Source organism: Rhodanobacter sp. OR87, assembly GCF_000473345.1.
Lineage (GTDB): Bacteria > Pseudomonadota > Gammaproteobacteria > Xanthomonadales > Rhodanobacteraceae > Rhodanobacter > Rhodanobacter denitrificans.
In genome coordinates this window covers 61,969-74,321 of the sequence record NZ_AXBJ01000020.1, presented here as the reverse complement: position 1 = coordinate 74,321, position 12,353 = coordinate 61,969, and the positions used below count along the sequence as shown (strand labels likewise).

15 protein-coding genes are annotated in these 12,353 nt (G+C 67.5%); 9 read left to right on the top strand and 6 right to left on the bottom strand.

The window, feature by feature from the left end; all coding sequences use genetic code 11:
- Positions 1-276, top strand: a 276-nt coding sequence (locus RHOOR87_RS0114570; protein WP_027485408.1) for a transposase, incomplete at its 5' end; no start/stop codon positions are given.
- Positions 277-310: 34 nt separating this feature from the next.
- Here RHOOR87_RS0114570 and RHOOR87_RS0114565 read toward each other — a convergent pair.
- From RHOOR87_RS0114565 to RHOOR87_RS0114555, 3 genes are read right to left on the bottom strand one after another with little or no spacing between them, the layout of a single operon-like run.
- The gene (locus RHOOR87_RS0114565; RefSeq protein ID WP_015447307.1) at positions 311-1,105 is read right to left on the bottom strand and encodes a DeoR/GlpR family DNA-binding transcription regulator; all 795 of its coding nucleotides are present in this window, start codon (positions 1,103-1,105) and stop codon (positions 311-313) included.
- Entirely contained in the window at positions 1,098-1,727 is a 630-nt protein-coding gene (locus RHOOR87_RS0114560; protein ID WP_015447306.1) for an HAD family phosphatase, read from the bottom strand. The genes RHOOR87_RS0114565 and RHOOR87_RS0114560 overlap by 8 nt, the downstream gene beginning before the upstream one ends.
- Positions 1,724-2,887, bottom strand: coding sequence for an MFS transporter (locus RHOOR87_RS0114555; RefSeq protein ID WP_015447305.1), 1,164 nt, complete (start codon positions 2,885-2,887; stop codon positions 1,724-1,726). Before RHOOR87_RS0114555 ends, RHOOR87_RS0114560 begins: the two co-directional genes overlap by 4 nt.
- A 176-nt stretch (positions 2,888-3,063) precedes the next feature.
- Between RHOOR87_RS0114555 and metG the strand changes: the two genes are divergently transcribed.
- The 4 genes from metG to nth are packed head-to-tail and all read left to right on the top strand — an operon-like array spanning position 3,064 to position 6,875.
- On the top strand, positions 3,064-5,166 hold the full coding sequence (metG, locus tag RHOOR87_RS0114550) for a methionine--tRNA ligase (protein ID WP_015447304.1): 2,103 nt from the start codon (positions 3,064-3,066) through the stop codon (positions 5,164-5,166).
- 14 nt (positions 5,167-5,180) lie between these two features.
- On the top strand, positions 5,181-5,636 hold the full coding sequence (locus RHOOR87_RS0114545) for a DUF2007 domain-containing protein (protein ID WP_015447303.1): 456 nt from the start codon (positions 5,181-5,183) through the stop codon (positions 5,634-5,636).
- Positions 5,629-6,243, top strand: coding sequence for an RnfABCDGE type electron transport complex subunit B (locus RHOOR87_RS0114540; protein WP_027485406.1), 615 nt, complete (start codon positions 5,629-5,631; stop codon positions 6,241-6,243). Before RHOOR87_RS0114545 ends, RHOOR87_RS0114540 begins: the two co-directional genes overlap by 8 nt.
- Positions 6,240-6,875: an endonuclease III gene (gene nth, locus RHOOR87_RS0114535; protein ID WP_007512910.1), complete on the top strand. Its 636-nt coding sequence runs from the start codon at positions 6,240-6,242 to the stop codon at positions 6,873-6,875. Before RHOOR87_RS0114540 ends, nth begins: the two co-directional genes overlap by 4 nt.
- Before the next feature lie 52 nt (positions 6,876-6,927).
- Here nth and RHOOR87_RS0114530 read toward each other — a convergent pair whose 3' ends face one another.
- The 3 genes from RHOOR87_RS0114530 to RHOOR87_RS0114520 are packed head-to-tail and all read right to left on the bottom strand — an operon-like array spanning position 6,928 to position 8,859.
- Positions 6,928-7,536, bottom strand: a complete 609-nt coding sequence (locus RHOOR87_RS0114530) for a class I SAM-dependent methyltransferase (RefSeq protein ID WP_027485405.1) — start codon at positions 7,534-7,536, stop codon at positions 6,928-6,930.
- A 43-nt stretch (positions 7,537-7,579) separates the two neighbouring features.
- Entirely contained in the window at positions 7,580-8,497 is a 918-nt protein-coding gene (locus RHOOR87_RS0114525; RefSeq protein WP_027485404.1) for a sensor domain-containing protein, read from the bottom strand.
- On the bottom strand, positions 8,494-8,859 hold the full coding sequence (locus tag RHOOR87_RS0114520; protein WP_027485403.1) for a PadR family transcriptional regulator: 366 nt from the start codon (positions 8,857-8,859) through the stop codon (positions 8,494-8,496). The genes RHOOR87_RS0114525 and RHOOR87_RS0114520 overlap by 4 nt, the downstream gene beginning before the upstream one ends.
- A 279-nt stretch (positions 8,860-9,138) precedes the next feature.
- On the opposite strand from RHOOR87_RS0114520, the gene RHOOR87_RS0114510 reads away from it, so the two are divergent.
- The 4 genes from RHOOR87_RS0114510 (at position 9,139) to RHOOR87_RS0114495 (ending at position 12,326) form a co-directional block, all read left to right on the top strand.
- Positions 9,139-9,597, top strand: a complete 459-nt coding sequence (locus RHOOR87_RS0114510; protein ID WP_231378337.1) for a hypothetical protein — start codon at positions 9,139-9,141, stop codon at positions 9,595-9,597.
- An 85-nt stretch (positions 9,598-9,682) separates the two neighbouring features.
- Entirely contained in the window at positions 9,683-10,594 is a 912-nt protein-coding gene (locus RHOOR87_RS0114505) for a DUF3034 family protein (protein ID WP_015447298.1), read from the top strand.
- A gap of 32 nt (positions 10,595-10,626) precedes the next feature.
- Complete coding sequence (locus tag RHOOR87_RS0114500) at positions 10,627-11,118, top strand: group 1 truncated hemoglobin (RefSeq protein WP_015447297.1); 492 nt, start codon at positions 10,627-10,629, stop codon at positions 11,116-11,118.
- 269 nt (positions 11,119-11,387) lie between these two features.
- Positions 11,388-12,326 carry a peptidylprolyl isomerase gene (locus RHOOR87_RS0114495; protein ID WP_015447296.1) on the top strand — a complete coding sequence of 313 codons (939 nt, stop codon included), beginning with the start codon at positions 11,388-11,390 and terminating at the stop codon, positions 12,324-12,326.
- The last annotated feature ends 27 nt before the right edge of the window (positions 12,327-12,353 follow it).

Genomic DNA, 12,353 nt, shown 5'->3' with positions numbered 1-12,353 from the left:
TGGTATGCGCCGGACGAAGACGAGGCCCATCGCCGCTGGAACGAGTGGTATCGCCTTGCCCTGGATAGCCAGCTGCCACCCCTGGTCGCCTTCGCCAAACGCTTGGCGCCGTACATCGATGGCATCGTCGCCAGTGCCCTTTACCGGCTCAACACCAGCGTCTTGGAAGGCATGAACAATCGCATCAAGGTCATCAAGCGAATGGCCTATGGCTACCGCGACTCCGCTTACTTCTTCCTCAAAATCAAGGCCGCCTTTCCCGGTAAGGCGCGATGAACCTTTTTTTTGGACGCGGGCAAGGCCGCCGGACTCATCCTGCCGGATCGGCCCGATGCACAGCCAGACCATGCGTACTGAAGGTTGCACGCAGCGCACGACCGGCATCGTGCTCGACCACCAGATGCTGCACTTCGCCGATACCCGCCACCTGGTGCGTCGCCACGGTACCGAGCTTATCGCTGGTGGCGACCACCACGGTCTCGCCGCTGGCCTCGACCATCGCCCGTTTCAGCAGCGACTCCTCGCTGTCGAAACCCCACAGGCCGGTGCCCGCGTCGATGGCGCAGGCGCCGGGGAAACACAGGTCGGCGCGCACGCGCTGCAGTTCCTTGAGGGTCTGCGCACCCACCGCACCGCCGATGTGCGGGTCGATGCGGCCGCCCAGCAGCAGGATCTCGAAGCCTTCGCGCTCGATCAGCACCAGCGCGATGTCCGGCGCGTTGGTGACCACGGTCAGCCCCATCCGTTCGGGCAACGCCGAGGCGATCGCGGCATTGGTGGAGCCGGCGTCGACCAGCAGCACCTGCCCTTCGCGCACCAGGCTCGCCGCCTTGCGCGCCAGCGCCAGCTTGCGGCCGACCTGCTCGCCGCGCCGCTGCTGCAGCGGCGCGACCGCCGCCGACAGCGGCAGCGCGCCGCCGTAGACGCGTCGGCACAATCCCTGCGCGGCCAGTTCGCGCAGGTCGCGGCGGATCGAATCCTCCGACGCCGCGAACTCTACCGCCAGCTCCGCCGCCACCACCCGCCCGCGACTGCGCAAGCGCTGCAGGATCTCGTGCTGGCGCTCCTGCGGCAGCAGCTCGCCAGGCAGGGGCGGCTTAGCCATGCGCCGCCTCCAGCAGGCCTGTACGGCACAGCTCGGCGCGCAGGGTGGCAGGATCGCGGAAGTGCAGCGCATGCAAGCCCAGCCGTGCCGCGGCTTCGACGTTGCGCGGCGCGTCGTCGATGTACACCGTGCGCGCGGCCTCCAGGCCATGGCGCGACAGCAACAGGCGGAAGATCGCCGGATCGGGCTTGATCAGCCGCTCCTCGCCCGACACCATGATGCCGCGAAAGGCCGCCATGAATCCGTAGCGTTGCCGCGCCAGCGGAAAAGTTTCCTGCGACCAGTTGGTCAGCGCGTACAGCGGCACGCCGCGTGCGCGCAGTTCGTCGAGGATGGCCACGCTGCCCTCGATCGGCCCGCGCAGCATCTCGTCCCAGCGTTCGCGGTAGGCGGCGATCAGCCCGGCATGCTGCGGGTGCTGCGCGCTGAGCCCGGCAATGGCCTCGCGCCAGGGTCGCCCCGCATCCTGCCGCTCGTTCCAGTGCGCGGTGCAGACCTCGGCCAGAAAACGCTCCATCGCCGCCTCGTCGTCGAACAGCCGGCGATACAGATGACGCGGGTTCCAGTCCAGCAGCACGCCGCCGAGGTCGAACACCACGGTGTCGAAGCGCGGCGCACTCACGACCGCACCAGCCTTGCCGAGGCGGCGGTCAGCAACAGCAACCCGGCCACCGCCGCCAGCGCCACCGGCAGGCTGCTGGCCTGGGCCAGGAAACCGATCAGCGCCGGGCCGCTGAGCAGGCCGGCGTAACCCAGCGCGGTCACCGTGGCGATGGCGATGCCGGGCGAGGTGCCCGGCAGCCGACCGGCCGCGCCGAACATCACCGGCACGATATTGGCCGCGCCCAGCCCGACCAGCACGAAGCCGATCGGCGCCGCCGGCGGCCACGCCAGCATCGACGCCAGCAGGAAGCCTGCCGCCGCGGTGCAAGCACCCAGGCGCACGGTCAGCACCGGGCCGAAGCGCGCCACGATCCGGTCGCCGCCAAGCCGCCCGATGGCCATCGCCACCGAAAAGGCGGCATAACCGATGCCGGCGGAAGCCACCGAGAAGCCGCGGAAGTCGCGCAGGAACACCGCGCTCCAGTCCAGCATCGAACCCTCGGCCAGGAAACTGATGAAACACAGCAAGCCCAGCGCCAGCACGATGCCGCGCGGCATGCCGAACGCCGCGCGTTCACCGGCAGCGTCGACGTGCTCGATCAGGCGCGGCCACTGCGTCACCAGCACGACCGCCAGCAGCGCGGCCATCGCCACGGCGGCGGCGGTCAACGGCATGCCCAGCGCCAGCAGCAGGCTCATGCCCGCCGCTCCGCTCAAGCCGCCGATGCTGAACAGCCCGTGGAAGCCCGACATCAGCGGACGGCCATCGCGCCGCTCCACCTCCACCGCATGCGCGTTCATCGCCACGTCCACCGCACCCAGCGCCGCGCCGAAATACAACAGGGCGAGCGCCAGCGTGGCCACGCCCGGCGCGAGCGCCAGCAGCGGTAGCGCCAGGCATAGCAGCAAGCCGCCGACGCCGATCACTCGGCGACTGCCGAAGCGATGGGTGAGCCAGCCGACCAGCGGCATCGACAGCATCGAGCCGCCGCCGAAAGCCAGAAGCAGCATGCCGAGACCGGCCTCGTCGAGGCCGAGCCGCGCCTTCGCGTACGGCACCATCGGCGCCCACGCGGCCATGCCGATGCCGGAGACCAGGAAGACCAGGCGGGTGGCGCGGATGGCCGATGCCAGCCCGTTCCGCACGTCTGCCGTCAGGGGAATGCTGCTTGTCTGCACGCTTACTCCACTTCCACAAACACGCATAAATGTACACAAATGCGTATAAACACGTAATCGAACGGATCGTCGCAGCGCACCGCCAAACAAGCCCGGATCGCGCCGGAAGCCCCGCCCACGGCCGGTGCGGCCGGGCGGCCATGGCATAATGCGCAGTCATCACCGGAATACGCCCCATGAGTCGCCGCCTGCTCGTCACCAACGCCCTGCCCTACGCCAACGGCCCGCTGCACATGGGCCATCTGCTGGGCTACATCCAGGCCGACATTTGGGTGCGCGCACAACGGATGAGCGGCCACAAGGTGGCCTACGTCTGCGCCGACGACGCGCACGGCACGCCGATCATGCTGGCTGCGAAAAAGGCCGGCATGACGCCGGAGGCGTTCATCGCCGGCATCCGCGAGGGCCACGAAGCGGATTTCGCCGCGTTCGGCGTGGCGTTCGACCAGTACCACACCACCCATTCGGAAGAGAACCGCGAGCTGTCGACGCTGATCTACACGCGCCTGCGCGACGCCGGCTACATCGCCAGGCGCGAGATCCAGCAGTTGTTCGACCCGGAAAAGCAGATGTTCCTGCCGGACCGCTACATCAAGGGCACCTGCCCGAACTGCGGCACGCCGGACCAGTACGGCGACAACTGCGAGCACTGCGGCGCCACCTACGCGCCGACCGACCTGATCAACCCGACCTCGGTGATGTCCGGCGCCACGCCGGTGCTGCGCGACTCGGAGCACTACTTCTTCGAACTGGGCAAGTTCGAGGGCCTGTTGCGCGACTGGTTCGCCGGCAAATTCACCCACGGCAAGCCGGTGGCGAACAGCGGCGTGGCGGCGAAGCTGCGCGAATGGCTGGACGGCGGCCTGAAGGACTGGGACATCTCGCGCGACGCACCCTACTTCGGCTTCCCGATCCCCGACGCGCCGGGCAAGTTCTTCTACGTGTGGCTGGACGCGCCGGTCGGCTACCTGGCCAGCTTCAAGGCACTGTGCGACCGCACGCGACTGAAGTTCGACGAGTTCCTCGCTGCCGACAGCAGCGCCGAGCTGCATCACTTCATCGGCAAGGACATCATCAACTTCCACGGCCTGTTCTGGCCGGCGATGCTGCACGGCGCCGGCTTCCGCACGCCGACCGCGCTGCACGTCAACGGCTATCTCACGGTGAACGGCGCGAAGATGTCCAAGTCGCGCGGCACCTTCATCCAGGCGCGCACCTACCTGGACGCCGGCCTGCATCCGGGATTCCTGCGCTATTACTTCGCCAGCATGCTCAGCGACGCGCCGGTCGATGTGGATCTGGACCTGAAGGCGTTCGAGGAACGCGTCAACTCGCACCTGGTCGGCAAGTGGGTGAACATCGCCAGCCGCACCGCCGGCTTCGTGCACAAGCATTTCGGCGGCCGCCTGGCGCCGCAGTTCAGCGCGGAGGAAACCGCGCTGTGGAACACCCTGCTGGAACACTACGACGGCATCGCCGCGCTGTACGACAGCGGCGACTTCGCCGAGGTTACCCGCCGCTTCGTGCTGATGGCCGACCTGGTCAACGGCCACATCGCCGCCAAGGCGCCGTGGGCGATGGCCAAGGACGAAAGCCGCCGCGACGAGCTGCACCAGGTGTGCTCGTTTGCGCTGACCGCGTTCCGCCTGCTGGCCGGCATGCTCAAGCCGATCCTGCCGATCACCGTGGCTGCCGCCGAGCAGTTCCTGGCCGCGCCGATCACCGACTTCGACGACGCCCGCGCCGCGCTGCGCAATCACGCCATCCAAGCCTTCGAGCCGTTGCTCGGCCGCATCGATCCCAAGCGCATCGAGGCCATGGTCGAGGCCTCGAAGGATTCGCTCGGCGGCCCCACCGAAGCCCCCGCCGTCCCGAAAAAGAAGAAAGCCATGAACGACAGCGCCAAACCCGCCGCCGCGATCGCCGAGCCGGCCCCGGCCACGCCCGCCACCATCGGCATCGACGATTTCGCCCGGCTCGACCTGCGCATCGGCAAGGTCACCGCCTGCGAGTTCGTGGACGGTTCCGACAAGCTGCTGCGCTTCGAACTGGACGCCGGCGCGCTGGGCACGCGGCAGATCTTCTCCGGCATCCGCGCCGCCTACGCCGAGCCGGAGAAACTGGTGGGCCGCAACGTGGTATTCATCGCCAACCTGGCCCCGCGCAAGATGCGCTTCGGCCTGTCCGAGGGCATGATCCTCTCGGCCGGCGACGGCGGCAGCGACCTGTTCCTGCTCGACGCCGACCCGGGCGCCAAGCCAGGCGCCACCGTGCGCTGATTGAGAGATCGCACATGCGATGCGTCCACCAATCCTTCGACCACACCGAGGCAGAAATCGTCGCCGGTTTGTTGCGTGAGGAAGGTTGTACCGCCTTCGTGTTTGAAAACGGTCTGTCGCGTCTCAAGTGGTACCAGGTCATCGCGTTCGGTGGCTCGGTCGTCATGGTGCCCGATGCATGCCTCGAACAGGCCAGTGACGTGCTCGATCACTGGAGGCGCGGCGACTATCGCGTCGAAGACGACGATCAATGCCCACGTTGTCACAGCAGCGATATCGAAGAGAACCCCAACTATCGCGGCTGGGCCTTTTTCTTCGGATGCTTCCTGGGTTTGCCGATATGGCCCGCTCTCAAGTGGAGAGAACGCTGCAAGTCGTGCGGTCACCACTGGAAAGCGACTCCGCCGGACACCTATGCGGAATGGGGCAAGCTGGGGGCCAAAACCGAAGCACCTGCACACGATGACTGAGCTCGTGACCCTCGCCGACCGCATCGACGCCGTGCTGCCGCAGACGCAGTGCGAGCAATGCGGCTACCACGGCTGCCGGCCGTATGCGGAAGCGATCGCGCGCGGCGAGGCGGACATCAACCGCTGCCCTCCCGGAGGCGACGCCGGCATCGCGAAACTCGCCGCGCTGCTGCAGCGCCCCGTGTTGCCGCTGGACCCCGCATGCGGCACGGAAAAACCGCGCATGCTGGCGCGCATCGTCGAGGCCGACTGCATCGGCTGCACCAAGTGCATCCAGGCCTGCCCGGTCGACGCGATCGTGGGCGCGTCGAAACTCATGCACACGGTGCTCGCCGACGACTGCACCGGCTGCGAACTGTGCGTGCCGGCCTGCCCGGTCGACTGCATCGTGCTGGAACCGATGCCGCCCGCGCAAATTGACCAGGCGCATGCCGACGCGGCGCGCGAACATTTCCGGCGCCGCGAGGCACGGCTGGCGCGCGAAGCCGCCGAGCGCGAGGCCGAGCTGGCCGCGCGCAAGGCGGCGGTGGACACTCTCGCCACGGCCAACCCGGTGCTGGCCGCGCTGGCGCGCGCCAAGGCAAAACGACAGGAGCCGAATCCGTGAAGCGCGCCGACGTGGTCGAACTGTTCACCCGCCTGCGCGAGCTGAACCCGCACCCCACCACCGAACTCGCCTACACCACGCCGTTCGAGCTGCTGGTGGCCGTGGTGCTGTCGGCGCAGGCCACCGACGTGGGCGTCAACAAGGCCACCAAGAAACTCTATCCGGTGGCGAACACGCCGCAGGCGATCCTCGAACTGGGCGAGGAAGGACTGAAGAAATACATCAACACGATCGGCCTGTTCAACGCCAAGGCGAAAAACGTGATCGCGTTGTGCCGCCTCCTCGTCGAACAGCACCACGGCGAAGTGCCGCGCACGCGCGAGGCGCTGGAGGCGCTGCCCGGCGTGGGCCGCAAGACCGCCAACGTGATGCTCAACACCGCCTTCGGCGAGCCGACCATCGCGGTGGACACGCACATCTTCCGCGTCGCCAACCGCACCGGCCTGGCGCCGGGTAAGGACGTGCGCGCGGTGGAGGACAAGCTGGAAAAAGTGGTGCCGGCCGAGTTCAAGCGCGACGCCCATCACTGGCTGATCCTGCACGGCCGCTACGTGTGCAAGGCGCGCAAGCCGGATTGTCCGCACTGCCCGATCCGCGACCTGTGCCGCTACAAGCACAAGACGGTGGAATAGCGGACGAAAACGCCCCGCGGCCGGATTCCCTGGCGGGAGCGCAATCCGGGCGTCAGGCCGGCAGTTGCGCCCGTTCCAGCGCCGCGACGTGGCGCTCCAGCCGCGGCCCGAGATAACAATGCGAGCCGCACGGCAGCAAGCCCACCTTGCCGAACTCGCGCAGGTACCAGGCCGGCGCGCGCGCCACGAAACCGTGGTGGTCACCGGCCACGTCGTCGCGGCTGGTGAACACTTCCAGGAACGCCACGCCCTCCAGCATCTCGCCGATGCCCTGCAGCCCGGCGCGGATCTCGGCCGGCCTCAGGTAATGCAGTACGTCGGTGCACACGATCAGGTCGAAGCGGATGTCGAAGCGCAGCTGTTCCAGCTGGCCGAAGCGCGCCAGGCCGATGTGGCGGCTGCGCCCGTAACGTGCCACCACATATTCGCTGGCATCCAGCCCGCGATACGCGATGCCCGGGCGCAATGCACGCAGCGGCGCGCGCCAGGTCGCCTCGCCGCAACCCACGTCGAGCACGTTGCGCACCGGCCGGCCGAGGTAGTACTCCGCCTGCGCCACCACCATCGCGACCTTGCGCTTCAGCTCCGCCGGCGAGGCGACGGCGTGCCGCGGGTTGCGATACCACTTGTCGAAATAGGCGCGGTCGTAGGTCTTGGGCATCGGCGGTCGGTCCGGCAAAGCCCGCATGGTAACTGGGCGACGCTCAATCCGCCGCGCGCGGTACCAGCATGTGCTTGGCGACATGCCCGTGCAGCCGACCGAGGCCGCGCGCCAGGTGCAGGGTGGCGAACAGCAGCACGATGCCGATCACGCACATCGCGATCGCATCGCCCCAGCCCGGCACATGTGCGCCGAAACCCCAGTCCACGGTGACCTGGCGCGGCCAGGACACCCAGCTGTCGTCGCGGAACAACATCGCCAGCGGCGCGCCGATGAAGGCCACCGACACGCTGAGCAAAGTCACGGCCAACGTGAAATACGCAATGCCCAGCGGCAGCATCAGCCACATGTAGCAAAGCGTGGTCCAGGTGTGCACGTCGGTGAACATGCTGCCGATGCGCTGCAGCAGGGTCATGCCGGTGGTCGGGTACACCGGCCGGCGCGGCATGCGCATGCCAAGCATCGCCTCCACGATGCGCCCCTCCACCAGCGACAGCACGCGCACGCTGCCGAAGAACAGCACGATGAACGGCAGGCCGATGATCAGCACCGACAAGCCCACCGACAGCGACAAGCCGGTCACCGCCCAGGTGAAGTAGAAGATGCCGGTGGCCAGCGACAGCAGCATGTAGAACAGCGCGCCGTAGGTGCGCGGATCGGCGGCCACGCCGAAGAAGCGCCCGGCCAGCGAACGCCGCTTCGGCGGCGGCGGCGGACGCAGCGCGCGCTGGATCCTGATCTCCTGATCGCGGTAGATCTCGGCCACCTCGTCCGGCGCGCCGTAGCTGCCGACGACGTGTTCCAGCATCGCCGCTTCGCTGCGGCCGGGCTGCTCGGCCAGCTCGGCGCGCAGGTGTTCCTCGGCGTCGTACAGCGCGTCCTGGATCAGCGCCGGATCGGCGCCGCGCAGCGCGGCACGCAGTTGTTCAAGGTATTCGGCGATGGTGCGTGGCGCGTTCATGACACCCCTCCTTGCAAGACGTTATCGACGGAATCGCGGGTGGCGTTCCACGCGGCGACCCATTCGCGCAATACCTCGCGCCCCGGTTTGGTGATGCGGTAATAGCGGCGCGGCGGCCCGCTGACGGAGGGCTCGACTTCGCTGGCCAGCAGGCCGGCCGCCTCCAGGTTGCGCAGCACCGGATACAGCGCGCTCTGCTTGCCGGCCAGCACGCCTTCGCCCACCTCTTCCAGCCGCTTGGCGATCTGGTAGCCGTACATCGGCTGGCGCGACTGCCCCAGCACCGCCAGCAGCACCAGCGACACGGTGCCGCTGGAAAGCTCCTTCTGGAACTTCTTCAACTGGCTGGCGCTGTCATCCACGTCGCTCACCCGTACTGCCGCATGGCGTTGAGTGAACTGTAGTACGAACTTGACACTAGTGCATGGGCCTTAAGTCATGCCTTGGCCAACCGGCCACTTGGCACGACACCCCGCGCATCAGAACTCCGTACGCCCCTCTGATTTCCCGGACTCGCACCAGCTTTGGCGTCCTTCCCAATGGTCGCGCGCGTCGAGCCGCTCGACTGCGACGTGTCGAAGCTGCGCAAGCTGCCGCAACAGTGGCAAGCGGCCGGGTCGAGTCCATGAAAAACGCCACGGATGCCGCATCCGCGGAGACACGGGCTGCGTATCTGCGCTGAAGCCGGCATTTCCATCCACTCGCGGAGTATCGCCATGAAACGTTCATTGTTCCTCTCAGGTTGGCTGGTCGTCGGCGCCATGATGATGGCGCTCGCAATGGCCGCCCAGCCGCCGCCGACCGCCAATGCGCAGCACCAGCTTGTCGGCGCCCGTGGCATGACGCTGTATGTCTTCGATGCCGACGGCGACAGCGGGCGCAGCGAATGCAGCGGTCCATGCGCCAGCCTGTGGCCGCCCTATGCGGCCGACGCCAACGTGACGGCGAGCGAAGGCTTCAGCGTGACCGCACGCCCCGACCACAGCCTGCAGTGGGCGTTCAAAGGCCATCCGCTGTACCGCTATGCGGGTGACGCGAAGCCTGGCGACCAACGCGGGGATGGCATCAACGGCACCTGGCACATCGCCCTGATGCATTGATGATCGTCGCGCTGCATCCGCCCGCCCCGATGCCCCGTACCTGCATGTGCGGCGCAGTGTCGCGCCGACACGGGAGGAGAAATTCATGTACAAGCATCGTATGAACCGGGCAATCGCGCTCGGTGGGCTCGTGCTGGCCGGCGCACTGGTTTCGCTGACGGCCGCCGCGGACGACGGCGGCTCGAGCACGCCGGCCGGTGTCAGCGGCAAGCTGCTGCTCACCGGCGGCGTCTCGGAAATCGGCGGCGCCGCAGGCGGCGGCCTCACGCCATGGGCGCTGATCGGCGGCTACGGCACCAATGACCAGATCGGCGCCAACGCGTTCTACACCCGCGTGAACGCGCAGGACTACCACCTCGACGACGCCGGCGTGATGGTCGGGCTGTATGACCGGGTGGAAATTTCGTTCGCGCAGCAACGCTTCGACACCGAGAAGGTGGGCGGCCTGCTGGGGCTTGGCAACGGCTTCACCTTCAGGCAGAACGTGCTCGGCGCAAAGGTGCGGCTGTTCGGCGACGCCGTGCTCGACCAGGACAGCTGGGTGCCGCAGGTGTCCGTCGGCATGCAGTACAAGAAGAACAACCAGGACGCCGTGGTGAAGTTCGTCGGCGCCAAGCGTTCGCAAGGCACCGATTACTACGTCAGCGCGACCAAGCTGTTCCTGTCGCAGAGCCTGCTGCTGAACGCCACGCTGCGCTTCACCAAGGCGAACCAGATCGGCATCCTCGGCTTCGGAGGCGACAAGCACGACAGCTACCAGGCCGAATTCGAAGGTTCGGTCGCCTACCTGCTCAGCCGCAACTGGGCCATCGGCGCGGAATACCGCCAGAAGCCGAACAACCTCGGCATCGCCAAGGAAAACGACTGGTACGACGCCTTCGTCGCGTGGGCGCCGACCAAGCACGTCTCGCTGACGCTGGCCTACGCCAACCTCGGCAACATCGTGATCAAGGACAACCAGCGCGGCCTGTACGCGTCCGTGCAGGTCGGCTTCTGACGACCCCATCATCCGATACGAGGATCAAGCCCATGCTCAAGCATTCCCTTGCCGCCGCCGCGCTAACCGCCGGCCTGCTGATCAGCCATCACGCCCTCGCGCAGGATGCGCCCGCCAAGTCGGACCAGTCCACCACGGAGGCCGCCTCGGCTCCACGCGACCCGGCGCTCAAACCGGTCTTCGACGAGTTCGGCGGCAAACCCGGGCTCGTCACGCTGGTGAACGATTTCATGGACAACCTGATGGCCGACCCGGTCACCCGACCATTCTTCGCCAACGCCGACCGCGAGCACATCAAGAAAGAGCTCGTCGACCAGTTCTGCGTGATCCTCGACGGACCATGCACCTATACCGGGCGCGACATGGCCTCGGTACACAAGGGCATGGGCGTGAACCGCACGAATTTCAACGCGCTGGTAGAAGACCTGCAGACGGCGATGAACAAGCACGGGGTCCCGTTCCGTGCGCAGAACAAGCTGCTGGCAAAACTGGCGCCGATGCACCACGTGATCATCACCAGGTAACCGGGTGTTCCCGATGCGATCTGCGGCGTTGCCGCAGATCGCCAAACCGCTCGCCAACACCCCACGGTCCGCACTTGCTGTGCGTTGGCGAGTATTTGATCCGGCCACGACACACAATGCTTTGCTGTCCGTGGTCTGGCGAAGTGGGCACAGGGCATTTCCCCGTCGCACGGGCCTCGGTCTTCGCGCCGGCATGCACTTTGGCGTCATGCCCCAGCCGCACTCTGCTAAGTTGCAGCCCTTGTCCATTCGTTGACCAGGGGAATGCCATGCTTAGCCGCCACCTCATCGCCGCACTCGCGCTGACCAGCAGCCTGCTGGCACTGCCTGCCCTCGCCGATGGGCAGGCCAAGCCCACGCCGACCACGAAAGAGATCCTGGCCAAGTCGACGCCAGTCGAGTGGCGCACGCCGGACCCGCAGAACCTGATAATCATGCAACTGCCGACCGGAGGCGTGGTGATCGAGCTGGCGCCGGACTTCACCCCGCTGCACGCGGCGAACATCCGCACCCTGGTGCGTGGGCATTATTTCGACGGGCTGGCGATCATCCGCGTGCAGGACAATTTCGTCACCCAATGGGGCGACCCGAACGACGACGACAACGGCGACAAGAGCAAGCTCCGTTCGCTGGGCAAGGCCAGCAAGACGCTGCTGCCGGAATTCACCCGTGCGATCGACCCGAAGCTGGCGTGGACGCCGCTGCCGGACGGCGACGTGTACGCGCCCGAGGTCGGCTTCAGCGAGGGCTTCCCGGTGGCGCGCGACCCCGCCGCCGGGCAGCAGTGGCTGGCGCACTGCTACGGCATGGTCGGCGTGGCGCGCGACGTGGCGCCGGAAACCGGCAGCGGCAGTTCGCTGTACGCGGTGATCGGCCAGGCGCCGCGCCGGCTGGATCGCAACCTCGCCGTGGCCGGCCGGGTGCTGGAAGGCATGCCGCTCTTGTCCGGCCTGCCGCGCGGGCCGGAACCGATGGGCTTCTACGCGAAGCCGGCGCAACGCATCACCATCGAATCGGTACGCCTGGCCGCCGACCTCCCGGCGAAGGATCGCCCGGCGATCGAGGTGCTGCGCACCGACAGCGCCAGCTTTGCCGCACTGGTCGAGGCGAAACGCAACGGCCACAACGCGTTCTATGCCCGGCCGGCCGGCAAGGTCGACCTGTGCAGCATCGACGTGCCGGTGCGCGAGGCGAAACCGGCGCATTGAGGCCGCCGCGTCGCCGCAAACATTTTG